The organism is Streptomyces sp. NPDC031100 (assembly GCF_055570785.1).
Window position 1 is genome coordinate 23,945 of record NZ_JBVIGN010000017.1, and the last position, 14,973, is coordinate 38,917.

A 14,973-nucleotide genomic window follows, 5' to 3' on the forward strand; every position below is an offset into this window, starting at 1 on the left:
CTGCTTCTTGAGATCGCTTCTGGGGGGTCCCCCGCCCCCCTCCCTCCCCCCAGCCCCTCCCCACCCGTCGCCGAGGCACGCCTCAGCGGTCGAAGTCCAGCTCCACCTTCTCCGTCACCGGATGGGACTGGCAGGCCAGCACATATCCGGCTTCCGTCTCCTCCGCCTCCAGCGCGAAGTTGCGGTCCATGCGCACCTCGCCCGAGACCAGGAAGGCCCGGCAGGTGCCGCACACGCCGCCCTTGCAGGCGTAGGGCGCGTCGGGGCGGTTGCGCAGCACCGTCTCCAGCAAGGACTCGCCGTCCTGGACCGGCCAGGTGCCGCCGCGCCCGTCGAGCCGGGCGGTGACGGTGCTGTGCGCGGGGGCCGGGACGGTGGGCGCCGGGGCCACGCCCGCGTCCACGTGGAAGATCTCCTCGTGTATGCGGGCGCGGTCCACGCCCAGCTCGCGCAGTGCCTTCTCCGCGCCCTCGACCAGCCCCAAGGGACCGCACAGGAACCACCCCGCCACCTGGTCCACCGGCAGCAGCGCCGGCAGGAGTCCCGTGAGCCGCTCCCGGTCGAGCCGCCCGGACGGCAGGCCCGCCTGCTGCTCCTCGCGGGAGAGCACGGTCACCAGCTGCAGCCGCTCGGGGTAGCGGTCCTTCAGGTCGGCGACCTCCTCCAGGAACATCGTCGAAGCGGCCGTACGGTCGCTGCGTATCAGGCAGAACCGGGCCTCGGGTTCCCGCGCCAGCAGCGTCGAGACGATCGACAGCACGGGGGTGATGCCGCTGCCGCCGACGATCGCCGCGTACAGACCCGGTGCCGGTTGGAGGGTGAAGCGTCCGGCCGGGGTCATCACCTCCAGCTCGTCGCCGACGTTGACCTCTTTCAGCGCGTACGTCGAGAAGGCGCCGCCCTCGACCAGCCGCACTCCCACACGCAGCGTGTCCGGGCCCTCGTCGGCCGGGTCCGGGGCCGGGGAGCAGATCGAGTACGTCCGCCGGATCTCCTCGCCGTCCGTGCGCCGCCGCAGGGCGAGGTGCTGGCCGGGCGCGTGCCGGTACTCCTCGCGCAGCCCGGGCGGGACGGTGAGGGTGAGGGCGACGGAGTCGTCGGTGAGCCGGTCGACCGCGGCCACCGGGAGCGGGTGGAAGCGCGCCATCACAACTCCTTGAAGTGGTCGAACGGTTCGCGGCAGGCCAGGCAGCGGCGCAGCGCCTTGCATGCGGTGGAGGAGAACCGGCTCAGCAGTTCGGTGTCCGCGGATCCGCAGTGCGGGCAGCGGACCGGGTCGGCGTCCTCGGCGAGGGTGCGGGTCGCGCCCAGGGTGAGCGGCACCGGTCCGGCGTCGTGGCGCACGCGTGGGGGAGCGATGCCGAACTCCTGGAGCTTGCGGCGGCCTTCGGGGGTGATGTCGTCCGTGGACCAGGCGGGGGCGAGCACCTTGCGGACGGTGACTTCGCGCATGCCGTGGGCGCGCAGCACCCGCTCGATGTCCAGGCTCATCGCCTCGATGGCGGGGCAGCCGGTGTAGGTCGGGGTCAGGTCGACCTCGACCGTGTCCGCGCCGTGGAGGTGCACTGCGCGCAGGACGCCCAGCTCCTGGAGCGTGAGCACGGGCAGTTCGGGGTCGGGCACCGAGCCGGCCAGCTCCAGCAGCTCCGCCTCCAGGGCGGTGGTGGTCACCATGACGCCCCCGGGTGGCTGCGGTGCAGGTGCTGCATCTCGGCGAGCATCCGCCCGAACGACTCGGTGTGCAGGCCCTGCCGGCCGGCACCCGCCGACCATGCGCCGGTGCGCGGCCCCTCGGGCAGGGTCAGGGTCGCCCGGCCGAGGATGTCCGTCACGGACTGGAGCCACTGGGCCTCCATGCCCACCCAGTCGGCGTCCAGGCCTTCCACCGGCTGGAACATCTCCCCGGTGAACCGCCACAGCGCCTCGCACGCCTGCTGCATCCGCTCCCGGCTCACCTCGGTGCCGTCGCCGAGCCGCAGCGTCCACAGCTCGGCGTGGTCGCGGTGGTAGGCGACCTCCTTGACGGCCTTCGCGGCCAGCGGTGCGAACGGCCCGTCTCCCGCGGCCAGTTCGGTGTAGAGCAGCTGCTGGTAGAGGGAGAAGTACAGCTGGCGGGCGATGGTGTGCGCGAAGTCGCCGTTGGGCTGCTCCACCAGCTGGAGGTTGCGGAAGGCCCGCTCCTCGCGCAGGTAGGCCAGCTCGTCCTCGTCGCCTGCCATGGACAGCAGTACCCGGGCCTGGCCCAGCAGGTCGAGGGCGATGTTGGCAAGGGCGACCTCTTCTTCCAGGACGGGGGCGTGCCCGGCCCACTCCCCCAGGCGGTGGGAGAGCACCAGGGCGTCGTCGCCGAGGGCGAGTGCGGCGGTCGTGGGGACGGTCGCGGTCACAGGTGCTTCACCCCTTCGGGGATCTCGTAGAAGGTCGGGTGCCGGTAGGGCTTGTCGGCGGCCGGCTCGAAGAACGGGTCCTTCTCGTCGGGCGAGGACGCGGTGATCGCGGAGGCCGGGACGACCCAGATCGAGACGCCTTCGCCGCGCCGGGTGTACAGGTCGCGGGCGTTGCGCAGGGCCAGCTCCGCGTCCGGTGCGTGCAGGCTGCCGGCGTGCGTGTGGGAGAGGCCGCGCCGGGAGCGCACGAAGACCTCCCACAGGGGCCAGTCGGTGTTCGTCATGCCTGCTTCGCTCCCGTCTCGCCAGTGTGCTTGGCCGCGTAGGCCGCGGCCGCTTCCCGTACCCAGGCACCCTCGTCGTGTGCGCGCCTGCGCTGGGTGATGCGCTGTTCGTTGCAGGGTCCGTTGCCCTTGAGGACGTCCCAGAACTCGGTCCAGTCGATCGCGCCGAAGTCGTGCTGTCCTCGCTCCTCGTTCCACCGCAGGTCCGGGTCCGGGAGGGTCAGGCCCAGGGACTCGGCCTGCGGGACGCAGATGTCGACGAAGCGCTGGCGCAGCTCGTCGTTCGAGAGGCGCTTGATCTTCCACTCCATGGACTGCGCGGAGTGCTGCGACTCGTCGTCGGGCGGGCCGAACATCATCAGCGAGGGCCACCACCAGCGGTTCACCGCGTCCTGCGCCATCGCGTGCTGCTCCGGGGTGCCCTTGCTGAGGGCCAGCAGCAGCTCGTAGCCCTGGCGCTGGTGGAAGGACTCCTCCTTGCAGATCCGCACCATGGCGCGCGCGTAGGGGCCGTAGGAGCAGCGGCACAGGGGGACCTGGTTGGTGATCGCGGCGCCGTCCACGAGCCAGCCGATCGCGCCGACGTCGGCCCAGGTCAGCGTGGGGTAGTTGAAGATCGAGGAGTACTTCTGGCGGCCGCTGTGCAGCTTGTCGAGCAGCTCGTCGCGGCCGGTACCGAGGGTTTCGGCCGCGCTGTACAGGTACAGGCCGTGGCCGGCCTCGTCCTGGACCTTGGCCATCAGGATCGCCTTGCGGCGCAGGCTGGGCGCGCGGGTGATCCAGTTGGCCTCCGGCTGCATGCCGATGATCTCGGAGTGCGCGTGCTGGGCGATCTGCCGGACCAGGGTCGCGCGGTAGGCGTCGGGCATCCAGTCGCGTGGCTCGATGCGTTCGTCGGCGGCCACGGCCGCGTCGAAGGCGCGTTGGTACTCCGCCGTGCTCTCGGCGGTGGTCCGTGCGCCGTCCGCCTCCGTGCGGGCCGTGCGGTGCGCGGCTGCTGTGGCCATGCGGTCCCCCTGACCTCGGGCTCTCCCTGAATACGTCCCGACCGATCGTTCGGTCCGTGCGTTATCAATGGTGTGCCGGGCCGTCGCGGGTGTCAACCGTTGTGGATAACCGCGCGGCCTGCCTGTGGAAAACCGTGGGCGGGGCGGCGCGGCGTGGTGAGGGCCACTGACCCGGGCCGTCCGCGGGGCTGCGCCGGGCGGCCGGTGCTGAGTACCGTTCCGTGCGGGCGTCTAGGAGTGGCGCCCGGGAAGCATGCGGCGCCTGTGGCGGTGTCGGGACGGCGACCGGAATCGGGGAACGGGGCGGAATGGACGCGTACGACGAGGACTCGCAGGCCCGCGGAGGGCCCGCCGGGTCGACCGGGGCGCGTCGCCCGGAGGATCCCCGGCACCGGGAGGGGCCCGAGCACCGGGAGGGCCCTGAGCTTCGGGAGGGCCCTGAGCTTCCGGAGGGGCTCGCCGGGGAGGCTGCGGGCGATCCCGACGGTCCACCGACTCCCGAGGCCCCGCCGCCGCCCCGGGCACCCCGGACCGGCGTCGCCGCCCTCTCCCCCCGCTACCAGGTCGGCGCGGCGCTGGCGCTCGCGGTCGTCGCCGTCGCCGCCTGTGTGCATCTGGGGATGGTGTTCCTGAGCCTCGCGCCGGCGAACACGGTGACCAAGCAGCACGGCAAGGCGATAGAGGAGTGGGTGTACCCGGAGTTCGAACAGAACTGGAAGCTGTTCGCCCCGAACCCGCTCCAGCAGAACATCGCCGTTCAGGTGCGCGCCGAGGTCCGGATGAAGGACGGCAGCCTGCGCACCACCGGCTGGAACGACCTGTCCGCCCGGGACGGCGCCGCCATCGACGGCAGCCTGGTGCCCAGCCACACCGAGCAGAACGAGCTGCGCCGCGCCTGGGACTTCTTCGTCGCCACGCACGGCGCCGACAACCGGCCCGTGGCCCTGCGCGGCTCGCTCTCCGAGCAGTACGTGCGCCGGATCGTCGTGATGCGCCTGTACCGGGAGGACGCGATCAGCCGGAAGGGTGTCATCCAGCGCGTGCAGGTCCGCTCCTGCACCACGAACGTGCAGCCGCCGAAGTGGAGCCGCGAGCAGGTCTCGGACAAGCCCGTCTACCGTCTGCTGCCCTGGTGGACGGTGACCGCCGACGAGGCCGAGGGAGGTGTGCGGTGAACGGTCTCTCCATGACGCTCTCGCGCGGCATCGCCCGCGTCACCGAGTCGGCGCTCGGCCCGTACCAGAGCGCCGTGATCCGCATCGGCTTCGCCGCGACCTGGCTGCTCTTCCTGCTGCGCGAGTTCCCCCACCGCCAGGAGCTGTACGGTCCCGACGGCCCGTGGAGCTGGGACCTCGCCCGGCAGCTGACCTCCGACAACCACGCCTTCACGGCCCTGACGTGGTCCGACGGGCAGGCCTGGTTCGAGATCTTCTACGTGCTGGCAGTCCTCTCCAGCGCGGCGCTGCTGCTCGGCTGGCGCACCCGCACCGCCTCCGTGCTGTTCATGGTGGGCGTGCTGTCGCTGCAGAACCGCAGCGTCTTCGTGGGTGACGGCGGCGACAACGTCCTGCACCTGATGGCCTTCTACCTGGTGTTCACGCGTTGCGGGCAGGTCTGGTCGCTCGACGCCCGGCGGGCGGCCCGCACCGAGGCGGCACGCGCGCGCGGGGAGCGGGTCCGCCCCGACCGGGTGGGACCAGCGCTGTGGGCGGTGCTCGGCCTCGCGCTCACCGGGGTGACGCTGGCGGGCCGGTTCGACAACGGCTGGCTGGTGCCCGCGCTGCTGTGGACGGTGTGGGCGGCGCTCGGCCTGTGGGCCGCGGTGCAGCGCCGGGCGAGGTCGCAGGAGCCGCGGATCCTGCTGGACGTGATCGCCAACGTCCTGCACAACGGCGCCCTGTTCGTGATCATGGCGGAGGCGTGTCTGATCTACGCCACGGCCGGCTGGTACAAGATCCAGGGCTCGCGCTGGCAGGACGGCACCGCCGTCTACTACCCGCTCCACCTGGACTACTTCTCGCCCTGGCCCGCCCTGGCCGACCTGATGTCCTCCAGCGGAACGATCATGATGATCGTGGCCTACGGGACGGTCATCGTGCAGGTCGCCTTCCCGTTCACCCTGTTCAACCGGCGGGTCAAGAACGTCCTGCTGGTGCTGATGATGACCGAGCACGCCGTGATCGCGGTCGTCCTCGGCCTGCCGTTCTTCTCGCTGGCGATGATCACCGCGGACGCGGTCTTCCTGCCCACGTCCTTCCTGCTGCTGCTCGGCGGCTGGGCGGCACGCGCGCGGGGACGGCTGCTGCGGCGCGGCGAGCACGACCGTAGGCTGCCGCCGCAGCGCTCCGCCGAGGAGAACACGAAGGGCCGCGTAGGGTTCACCGCATGACCGACCCCGTGACCCGCTGGCGCGAGCGCGCCGGTGACGCCGTGCTGCTCGACGGCTTCCACGCCCTCAAGCACGCGCTGCGCTTCGGCGCGGACGTCCCGGTGGCGGTCACCACCGACCGGCGGGCGGCACTTGCCCTCGCCGAGGAGCTGGCCGGGGACGTCAGGGAGACGCTGGACGCGCTCCTGACGGAGGTGACGCAGGAGACGTACGCCTCGCTGGTGCCGCGCCCCCATCCGACGGGGGTGGCCGCCCTGGCCGTACGGCCCTCCCGCGAGGCCAATCTGCGGGCGCTCGCCCGCACGCCCCGCACCGCGCCCGTCGTGGTCCTTGACAACCCGCGCAACCTCGGCAACGCCGGCGCCGTGATCCGGCTGGCCGCCGGTTTCGGGGCGACCGGAGTGGTCACCACGGGCACCCTCGACCCGTGGCACCCCACCGTGGTGCGTGGCGGTGCGGGGCTGCACTTCGCGACCGCCGTGGAGCGGCTCGGCGTCGAGGAACTGCCCGCCGGGCCGCTGTTCGCCCTCGACCCGGAGGGCGACGACATCCGGGGCACCACGCTGCCGGACGACGCCGTGCTGGCCTTCGGGTCGGAGCGCAGCGGCCTGTCGGCGGAGCTGCGCGCGCGTGCCGACCATCTGCTGGCGCTGCCGATGCGCCCCCAGGTCTCCAGTTACAACCTGGCCACCAGCGTGGCCATGACGCTGTACCACTGGAGTGCGACCGGGGGCGCACCCACGGCGTCCTAGGCTTCCCCGCGGAGCGTCACGCCTGCCGGCGGACCTCCACCACCCGGAAGCGGTTGGCCACGAACGCGCCGTCGGTGAGGGCCGCGTTCGCCGCCGGGTTGCCGCCCGAGCCGTGGAAGTCGGAGAAGGCGGCGGTCTGGTTCACGTACACCCCGCCGGTCAGGTTGAAGGACAGCTGGGCGGCCTCCTCCAGGCAGACCTCCTCGATGGCCGCCTCGACCTCCGCGTCGGTGGTGTACGCGCCGACCGTCATGGCGCCCTTCTCCCGGACCGTGCGGCGCAGCAGGTCCACCGCGGCGGTCACGGAGTCGACCGCGACGGCGAAGGAGACGGGGCCGAAGCACTCGCTCATGTAGGCGGCCTCGTCGTCCGGCTTGGCGCCGTCCAGCTTGACGATCACGGGGGTGCGGACGACCGCGCCCGGGAACTCCGGGTTGCTGATCTCGCGCGAGGCCAGAGCGACTTCACCGAGACCGGCCGCCGATTCCAGCCGGGCCTTGACGTCCGGGTTGACGATCGCGCCCAGCAGGGCGTTCGCGCGGGCGTCGTCGCCGAGCAGGCCGTCGACCGCGCGGGCGAGGTCGGCGGTCACCTCGTCGAAGGTCTTGGGGCCCTCGTCGGTGCGGATCCCGTCGCGCGGGACGAGCAGGTTCTGCGGGGTGGTGCACATCTGGCCGCTGTACAGGGACAGCGAGAAGGCCAGGTTGGACAGCATGCCCTTGTAGTCGTCGGTCGACTCCACGATGACCGTGTTGACGCCGGCCTTCTCCGTGTAGACCTGCGCCTGGCGGGCGCTGGCCTCCAGCCAGTCACCGAAGGACGTCGAGCCGGTGTAGTCGATGATGCGGATCTCGGGGCGGGTGGCGAGAGCCTTGGCGATGCCCTCGCCGGGGCGCTCGGCGGCCAGCGCCACCAGGTTCGGGTCGAAGCCCGACTCGGCGAGCACCTGCCGGGCGACCTGCACGGTCAGCGCGAGCGGCAGCACCGCGCGCGGGTGGGGCTTGACCAGGACCGCGTTGCCGGTCGCCAGGGAGGCGAACAGGCCCGGGTAGCCGTTCCACGTCGGGAAGGTGTTGCAGCCGATGACCAGCGCGATGCCGCGCGGGACGGCCTTGAAGGTCTTGGTCAGGGCCAGCGGGTCGCGCTTGCCCTGCGGCTTGGTCCACTCGGCCGTCTCAGGCGTGCGGACCTGCTCCACGTACGCGTACGCCACTGCCTCCAGGCCGCGGTCCTGGGCGTGCGGGCCGCCCGCCTGGAACGCCATCATGAACGCCTGTCCGCTGGTGTGCATGACCGCGTGGGCGAACTGGTGCGTGCGGTCGCTGATCCGCTTCAGGATCTCCAGGCATACCACCGCGCGGGTCTCCGCGCCCGCGTCCCGCCAGGCGCGCTGTCCGGCCTTCATCGCGGGCAGCAGCACGTCGACGTCCGCGTGCGGGTAGCTCACGCCCAGTTCGATGCCGTACGGCGAGACCTCGTCGCCCACCCAGTCGTCGATGCCGGGCTGGTCGGCGAGGTCGAGGCGGTTGCCCAGCAGGGCGTCGAAGGCGGCCTTGCCCGCTGCCGCGTCCAGGCTGCCGTGCTCGCCGTAGGCCTTGGGGTGCTCGGGATGCGGGGACCAGTACGCGCGCGTGCGGATCGCTTCGAGCGCCTGGTCGAGCGTGGGCCGGTGCTTCGCGATCAGCTCGTGGGGGGTCAGTTGGGCGGCCATGCGGGACCAACTCCTCGTCTGGAGAACTCTTCGTCGAGTTCAGGACCTGGGCGGAAACAGAAGCGGGAACAGCCAGTCAGAGCTAGAGTAACCGAACGATCGGTCGGTACAAGGGGGTCCGCCGCATCTGTGGAAAACCCCGTGCGGGAGGATCGCGCACATGACAGCTCTCGACCTCAGCAGCGCCGTGGCCGTCGTCGGCACCGGCACCATGGGCCAGGGCATCGCCCAGGTCGCGCTGGTCGCCGGCCACCCGGTGCGGCTGTACGACGCCGTTCCCGGGCGCGCCCAGGAGGCGGCCGCAGCGATCGGCGCCCGCCTCGACCGGCTCGTGACGAAGGACCGGCTCACCGCCGCCGAACGGGACGCTGCCCGCGCCCGGCTCACCCCCGCGGGCAGCCTCACCGAGCTGGCCGACTGCGCGCTGGTCGTCGAGGCCGTCCTGGAGCGGCTGGACATCAAGCAGCAGCTCTTCCGCGAGCTGGAGGAGATCGTCGCCGAGGACTGTCTGCTCGCCACCAACACCTCGTCCCTGTCGGTGACGGCCATCGGCGGCGCGCTCGCCAACCCCGGCCGCTTCCTGGGCCTGCACTTCTTCAACCCGGCCCCGCTGCTGCCGCTGGTGGAGGTCGTCTCCGGGTTCGCCACCGACGTCACGTCGGCCACGCGCGCGTACGAGACCGCACGCGCCTGGGGCAAGACTCCCGTGGCCTGCGCGGACACCCCCGGCTTCATCGTCAACCGGATCGCCCGGCCCTTCTACGCCGAGGCCTTCGCCGTCTACGAGGCCCAGGCCGCCGACCCGGCCACCATCGACGCGGTCCTGCGCGAGTCGGGCGGCTTCCGGATGGGCGCGTTCGAGCTGACCGACCTGATCGGGCAGGACGTCAACGAGTCCGTCACCCACTCGGTGTGGCAGTCCTTCTTCCAGGACGTGCGCTTCACCCCCTCGCTGGCCCAGCGCCGGCTGGTCGAGTCCGGGCGGCTCGGCCGCAAGAGCGGGCACGGCTGGTACGACTACGCCGAGGGCGCCGAGCGCTCCGAGCCGCACACCGCCGAGCAGGAGCGGCCGCCCGCCCACGTCACCGCCGAGGGCGGCCTCGGCCCGGCGGCCGAGCTGCTCACGCTGATCCGCGAGGCGGGCATCCAGGTCCGCGAGGAGGACGAGGACCACGGCAGCCGCCTGCTGCTGCCCAGCGGCGGACAGCTGGTCCTCGCCGACGGCCAGACCTCCGTGGAGTTCCGCGACGTCGTCTACTTCGACCTCGCCCTCGACTACCGCAAGGCCACCCGTATCGCCCTGTCCGCCTCCCAGGACACCTCGCCGCAGACCCTCGCCGAGGCCATCGGCCTCTTCCAGGCGCTCGGCAAGAAGGTCAGCGTCATCGGCGACGTCCCCGGCATGATCGTCGCCCGTACGGTCGCCCGGATCGTGGACCTCGCGCACGACGCCGTCGCCAAGGGCGTGGCCACCGAGGAGGACATCGACACCGCGATGCGCCTCGGCGTCAACTACCCGCTCGGCCCCTTCGAATGGAGCCGCAGGCTCGGCCGCGGCTGGGCCTACGACCTGCTGGACGACCTGCACCTGCGCGACCCCTCCGGCCGGTACGCGCCGTCCCTCGCGCTCTACCGCCACGCGTACGCCACCGACAAGCGGGAGGGCACCCCATGACCACCGCCAAGCGCGACACGTACACCCCCGAGTCGCTGCTCTCCGTCGCCGTCCGGGTCTTCAACGAACGCGGCTACGACGGCACCTCCATGGAGCACCTCTCCAAGGCGGCCGGCATCTCCAAGTCGTCCATCTACCACCACGTCAGCGGCAAGGAGGAGCTGCTGCGCCGGGCCGTCAGCCGGGCGCTGGACGGCCTGTTCGGAATCCTCGAGGAGGAGCACGCGCGCGTGGGGCACGCCGCGGACCGCCTGGAGCACGTCGTGCGGCGCATGGTCGAGGTGCTCATATCGGAGCTGCCGTACGTGACGCTGCTGCTGCGCGTGCGCGGCAACACCGAGACCGAGCGCTGGGCGCTGGAGCGGCGCCGCGACTTCGACCACCAGGTCGCCGAGCTGCTGAAGGCCGCGGCCGCCGAGGGGGACATACGCGGCGACGTGGAGGTCCGCCTGGCCACCCGGCTGGTCTTCGGGATGATCAACTCCATCGTGGAGTGGTACCGGCCCGAGGCGCGCGGTGCCAGCGGCCGCGAGGTGGCCGACGCGGTGGTCCGGCTTGCCTTCTCGGGCCTGCGCCAGAGCTGAGCCCGGGTCTCCGGGCAGAGCCGGATCTCAGGCCTCCGGCTCCAGGTCCTCCTCCTCGAACACCAGCAGCGTGCGCGTGCTGAGCACCTCGGGGATCGCCTGGAGCCGGGTGAGCACCAGCTCGCGCAGCGCCCTGTTGTCGGGCGTGTGCACCAGGAGCAGGACGTCGAAGTCGCCGCCCACCAGCGAGATGTGGGAGGCGCCGGGCAGCTGCCTGAGCTGCTCGCGGACCGTGCGCCAGGTGTTCTGGACGATCTTCAGCGTGATGTACGCCGATGTGCTGTGCCCCGCCCGCTCGTGGTCGACGCGGGCGCTGAAGCCCCTGATCACCCCGTCCTCGATGAGCCGGTTGATGCGCGCGTAGGCGTTGGCACGGGAGACGTGGACGCGTTCGGAGACCGACCGTATCGAGGCACGGCCGTCCGCCTGCAGGATTTTCAGGATGTCCTGGTCGATGGCGTCCAGCGGACGCGGCGGGGGCAGGGCGGCGCCGTCCTGCGGTCCCTCGGCCATTTGTTCAGCTGCCATGTCCCCCCGCTTCATCGCCGTGGACGTCCTGCATTCATTCCAGGCTGTGGAGAACCGTTTGTCCACAGCCTGGCGGGGGCTGTAGCCAAAATGTGCCGACGACCGAACAATCGGTTGGTGAGGCGGGTCACAGCCGACACGCCTCCCGTAGCCGCTCCCACGAGGAGGTGCCGTCATGACGGTCATGGAGCAGCGGGGCGCGTACCGGCCATCGCCGCCGCCCGCCTGGCAGCCCCGTATGGACCCCGCGCCGCTGCTGCCCGACGCCGAGCCCTATCGCGTCCTCGGCACCGAGGCGGCCGCCAAGGCCGATCCGGAGCTGCTGCGGCGGCTCCACGCCCAGCTGGTGCGCGGCCGCCGGTACAACGTGCAGGCCACCGCACTGACCAAGCAGGGCCGTCTCGCCGTCTACCCCTCCAGCACCGGCCAGGAGGCCTGCGAGGTCGCCGCCGCCCTGGCCCTCGAGGAGCGCGACTGGCTGTTCCCCAGCTACCGCGACACCCTCGCCGCCGTCGCCCGGGGCGTGGACCCCGTCGAGGCGCTCACCCTGCTGCGCGGCGACTGGCACACCGGCTACGACCCCCACGCCCACCGGGTGGCCCCCCTGAGCACCCCGCTGGCCACCCAGCTCCCGCACGCCGTCGGCCTGGCGCACGCCGCCCGCCTCAAGGGCGACGACGTGGTCGCACTCGCCATGGTCGGCGACGGCGGCACCAGCGAGGGCGACTTCCACGAGGCCCTGAACTTCGCCGCCGTCTGGCAGGCACCGGTCGTCTTCCTGGTGCAGAACAACGGCTTCGCGATCTCCGTCCCGCTCGCCAAGCAGACCGCCGCGCCCTCCCTGGCCCACAAGGCCGTCGGCTACGGCATGCCGGGCCGGCTGGTCGACGGAAACGACGCGGCCGCCATGCACGAGGTCCTCAGCGACGCCGTACGGCACGCGCGCGCAGGCGGCGGCCCGACCCTCGTGGAGGCGGTGACGTACCGCATCGACGCCCACACCAACGCCGACGACGCCACCCGCTACCGCGGCGACGCCGAGGTCGAGGCCTGGCGTGCGCACGACCCGATCCAGCTGCTGGAGCGCGAGCTGACCGCGCGCGGCCTGCTCGACGACGCCGGAATCGAGGCCGCCCGGCAGGACGCCGAGGACATGGCTGCCGACCTGCGGGAACGCATGAACCAGGACCCCGAGCTCAACCCCATGGACCTCTTCGACCACGTCTACGCCGAGACCACCACGCAACTGCGCGAACAGCGCGCCCTGCTGCGCGCCGAGCTGGAGGCGGAGCAGGACGACCAGGAAGGCGACCTTCGATGACCACCGTCGCCGTCAAGCCCGCCACCATGGCGCAGGCCCTCACGCGCGCGATGCGCGACGCGATGGCCGCCGACCCCGCCGTGCACGTCATGGGCGAGGACGTCGGCACCCTCGGCGGAGTCTTCCGGGTCACCGACGGGCTCGCCAAGGAGTTCGGCGAGAACCGCTGCACCGACACCCCGCTCGCGGAGGCCGGCATCCTCGGCACCGCCGTCGGCATGGCCATGTACGGCCTGCGCCCGGTCGTGGAGATGCAGTTCGACGCCTTCGCCTACCCGGCGTTCGAGCAGCTGATCAGCCATGTCTCCCGGATGCGCAACCGCACCCGCGGCCGGATGCCCCTGCCGATCACCGTCCGTGTCCCCTACGGGGGCGGCATCGGCGGCGTCGAGCACCACAGCGACTCCTCCGAGGCCTACTACATGGCCACCCCGGGCCTCCATGTCGTCACGCCCGCGACCGTCGCCGACGCCTACGGGCTGCTGCGCCAGGCCATCGCCTCCGACGACCCGGTCGTCTTCCTGGAGCCCAAGCGGCTCTACTGGTCCAAGGACACCTGGAACCCCGAGCACCCCACGGAGGTCGAGCCCATAGGGCGCGCGGTGGTGCGCCGCCCGGGCAGCAGCGCCACGCTCATCACCTACGGCCCGTCCGTGCCGGTCTGCCTGGAGGCCGCCGAGGCCGCCCGGGCGGAGGGCTGGGACCTGGAAGTGGTCGACCTGCGCTCCCTGGTGCCGTTCGACGACGAGACGGTCTGCGCGGCCGTCCGGCGCACCGGGCGCGCGGTGGTCGTGCACGAGTCGACCGGGTTCGCAGGTCCGGGCGCCGAGATCGCTGCCCGGATCACCGAGCGCTGCTTCCACCACCTGGAGGCGCCGGTGCTGCGCGTGGCCGGCTTCGACATCCCCTACCCGCCGCCGATGCTGGAGCGGCACCACCTGCCCGGCGTCGACCGCATCCTGGACGCCGTGGCGCGCCTGCAGTGGGAGGCCGAGAGCTGATGGCACAGGTGCTGGAGTTCAAGCTCCCCGACCTCGGCGAGGGCCTCACCGAGGCGGAGATCGTCCGCTGGCTGGTGCAGGTCGGCGACGTCGTCGCCGTCGACCAGCCGGTCGTGGAGGTCGAGACCGCCAAGGCGATGGTCGAGGTCCCCTGCCCCTACGGCGGCGTGGTCACCGCCCGCTTCGGCGAGGAGGGCACGGAACTGCCCGTAGGCGCCCCCCTGCTGACGGTGGCGGTGGGCCCCCAGGCTCCCCAGGTCCCACAGGCCCCTCAGACATCCCGGGCCGCGGGAGGGGACACCGAGGGATCGGGCAACGTCCTCGTCGGATACGGCACCTCCGAAGCGCCCGCGCGGCGCCGTAGGGTGCGGGCGGCGGCCGCCAACCGGACGACGAAGGAGCCCGCTCCGGCACCGTCCGTCCCCGAGCCCGTCTCCGTACCCGCCGAGGGACCCGTCCCCGTGATCTCCCCGCTGGTGCGCCGGCTCGCCCGGGACAACGACCTCGACCTCAGGCAGCTGTCCGGTTCGGGACCCGACGGGCTGATCCTGCGGTCCGACGTCGAGGCCGCCCTGCGCGCCAAGGCCGCCCCCGCCCCCGTTGCGGAGGCACCGGCCGCCCGCGTCTCCCCCGTCCGCAACGGCATCCGCATCCCCCTCAAGGGCGTCCGGGGCGCCGTCGCCGACAAGCTCTCCCGCAGCCGGCGGGAGATCCCCGACGCGACCTGCTGGGTCGACGCCGACGCGACGGAACTCATGCGCGCGCGGGCGGCGATGAACGCGGCCGGAGGCACGAAGATCTCCCTCCTCGCGCTGCTCGCCCGCATCTGCACCGCCGCCCTCGCCCGCTTCCCCGAGCTGAACTCCTACGTCGACACCGACGCCCGCGAGGTCGTCCAACTCGACCACGTGCACCTCGGGTTCGCCGCGCAGACCGAGCGGGGACTGGTCGTGCCCGTCGTCCGGGACGCCCACGCGCGCGACGCCGAGGCGCTGACCGCGGAGTTCGCCCGGCTCACCGAAGCCGCCCGGGCCGGCACGCTGACCCCCGGGGAACTCACCGGCGGGACCTTCACGTTGAACAACTACGGGGTCTTCGGCGTCGACGGCTCCACCCCGATCATCAACCACCCCGAGGCGGCCATGCTCGGCGTCGGCCGCATCGTCCCCAAGCCGTGGGTGCACGAGGGCGAGCTGGCCGTGCGCCAGGTCGTCCAGCTCTCGCTCACCTTCGACCACCGGGTGTGCGACGGCGGCACGGCAGGCGGCTTCCTGCGGTACGTGGCGGACTGCGTGGAACAGCCGGCGGTGCTGCTGCGCACCCTGTGACGTACG

General features: G+C 72.4%; 15 protein-coding genes. 8 read left to right on the forward strand and 7 right to left on the reverse strand.

Annotation, left to right across the window (positions count from 1 at the left end):
* Positions 1–82: 82 nt before the first annotated feature.
* From ACZ5DS_RS36390 to paaA, 5 genes are read right to left on the reverse strand one after another with little or no spacing between them, the layout of a single operon-like run.
* Entirely contained in the window at positions 83–1,147 is a 1,065-nt protein-coding gene (locus ACZ5DS_RS36390) for a 2Fe-2S iron-sulfur cluster-binding protein (RefSeq protein ID WP_468247220.1), read from the reverse strand.
* Positions 1,147–1,674 carry a 1,2-phenylacetyl-CoA epoxidase subunit PaaD gene (gene paaD / locus ACZ5DS_RS36395; protein WP_468247221.1) on the reverse strand — a complete coding sequence of 176 codons (528 nt, stop codon included), beginning with the start codon at positions 1,672–1,674 and terminating at the stop codon, positions 1,147–1,149. The genes ACZ5DS_RS36390 and paaD overlap by 1 nt, the downstream gene beginning before the upstream one ends.
* Positions 1,668–2,387, reverse strand: a complete 720-nt coding sequence (gene paaC, locus ACZ5DS_RS36400) for a 1,2-phenylacetyl-CoA epoxidase subunit PaaC (RefSeq protein WP_468247223.1) — start codon at positions 2,385–2,387, stop codon at positions 1,668–1,670. Before paaC ends, paaD begins: the two co-directional genes overlap by 7 nt.
* Positions 2,384–2,671, reverse strand: a complete 288-nt coding sequence (gene paaB, locus ACZ5DS_RS36405; RefSeq protein ID WP_359062396.1) for a 1,2-phenylacetyl-CoA epoxidase subunit PaaB — start codon at positions 2,669–2,671, stop codon at positions 2,384–2,386. Before paaB ends, paaC begins: the two co-directional genes overlap by 4 nt.
* The gene (gene paaA / locus ACZ5DS_RS36410; RefSeq protein ID WP_468247226.1) at positions 2,668–3,678 is read right to left on the reverse strand and encodes a 1,2-phenylacetyl-CoA epoxidase subunit PaaA; all 1,011 of its coding nucleotides are present in this window, start codon (positions 3,676–3,678) and stop codon (positions 2,668–2,670) included. Before paaA ends, paaB begins: the two co-directional genes overlap by 4 nt.
* Positions 3,679–3,986: 308 nt before the next feature.
* On the opposite strand from paaA, the gene ACZ5DS_RS36415 reads away from it, so the two are divergent.
* Genes ACZ5DS_RS36415 through ACZ5DS_RS36425 form a run of 3 tightly spaced genes read left to right on the forward strand, consistent with a single transcriptional unit; the run spans position 3,987 to position 6,819 of the window.
* Positions 3,987–4,853, forward strand: a complete 867-nt coding sequence (locus ACZ5DS_RS36415; RefSeq protein ID WP_468247228.1) for a DUF5819 family protein — start codon at positions 3,987–3,989, stop codon at positions 4,851–4,853.
* Complete coding sequence (locus ACZ5DS_RS36420; protein WP_468247230.1) at positions 4,850–6,067, forward strand: HTTM domain-containing protein; 1,218 nt, start codon at positions 4,850–4,852, stop codon at positions 6,065–6,067. The genes ACZ5DS_RS36415 and ACZ5DS_RS36420 overlap by 4 nt, the downstream gene beginning before the upstream one ends.
* Positions 6,064–6,819 (forward strand): TrmH family RNA methyltransferase, encoded by a 756-nt coding sequence (locus ACZ5DS_RS36425; RefSeq protein ID WP_468247232.1) that lies wholly within the window; start codon positions 6,064–6,066, stop codon positions 6,817–6,819. Before ACZ5DS_RS36420 ends, ACZ5DS_RS36425 begins: the two co-directional genes overlap by 4 nt.
* A gap of 16 nt (positions 6,820–6,835) precedes the next feature.
* On the opposite strand, the gene paaN is transcribed toward ACZ5DS_RS36425, so the two are convergent.
* Complete coding sequence (gene paaN, locus ACZ5DS_RS36430; protein ID WP_468247235.1) at positions 6,836–8,530, reverse strand: phenylacetic acid degradation protein PaaN; 1,695 nt, start codon at positions 8,528–8,530, stop codon at positions 6,836–6,838.
* Positions 8,531–8,690: 160 nt separating this feature from the next.
* Here paaN and ACZ5DS_RS36435 point away from each other — a divergent pair, with 160 nt between their 5' ends.
* Together ACZ5DS_RS36435 and ACZ5DS_RS36440 are read left to right on the forward strand one after the other, a co-directional pair.
* Positions 8,691–10,205 carry a 3-hydroxyacyl-CoA dehydrogenase gene (locus ACZ5DS_RS36435; protein ID WP_468247236.1) on the forward strand — a complete coding sequence of 505 codons (1,515 nt, stop codon included), beginning with the start codon at positions 8,691–8,693 and terminating at the stop codon, positions 10,203–10,205.
* Positions 10,202–10,789 carry a TetR/AcrR family transcriptional regulator gene (locus ACZ5DS_RS36440; protein WP_468247238.1) on the forward strand — a complete coding sequence of 196 codons (588 nt, stop codon included), beginning with the start codon at positions 10,202–10,204 and terminating at the stop codon, positions 10,787–10,789. Before ACZ5DS_RS36435 ends, ACZ5DS_RS36440 begins: the two co-directional genes overlap by 4 nt.
* A 27-nt stretch (positions 10,790–10,816) precedes the next feature.
* Here the strand turns inward: ACZ5DS_RS36440 and ACZ5DS_RS36445 are convergent, their stop codons facing one another.
* Positions 10,817–11,302, reverse strand: a complete 486-nt coding sequence (locus ACZ5DS_RS36445) for an Lrp/AsnC family transcriptional regulator (protein ID WP_468247592.1) — start codon at positions 11,300–11,302, stop codon at positions 10,817–10,819.
* Between the two features lie 190 nt (positions 11,303–11,492).
* Here ACZ5DS_RS36445 and pdhA point away from each other — a divergent pair, with 190 nt between their 5' ends.
* From pdhA to ACZ5DS_RS36460, 3 genes are read left to right on the forward strand one after another with little or no spacing between them, the layout of a single operon-like run.
* Positions 11,493–12,638 (forward strand): pyruvate dehydrogenase (acetyl-transferring) E1 component subunit alpha, encoded by a 1,146-nt coding sequence (pdhA, locus tag ACZ5DS_RS36450; protein ID WP_468247241.1) that lies wholly within the window; start codon positions 11,493–11,495, stop codon positions 12,636–12,638.
* Positions 12,635–13,639: an alpha-ketoacid dehydrogenase subunit beta gene (locus tag ACZ5DS_RS36455; RefSeq protein ID WP_468247242.1), complete on the forward strand. Its 1,005-nt coding sequence runs from the start codon at positions 12,635–12,637 to the stop codon at positions 13,637–13,639. Before pdhA ends, ACZ5DS_RS36455 begins: the two co-directional genes overlap by 4 nt.
* Positions 13,639–14,967, forward strand: a complete 1,329-nt coding sequence (locus ACZ5DS_RS36460) for a dihydrolipoamide acetyltransferase family protein (RefSeq protein ID WP_468247244.1) — start codon at positions 13,639–13,641, stop codon at positions 14,965–14,967. The genes ACZ5DS_RS36455 and ACZ5DS_RS36460 overlap by 1 nt, the downstream gene beginning before the upstream one ends.
* The last annotated feature ends 6 nt before the right edge of the window (positions 14,968–14,973 follow it).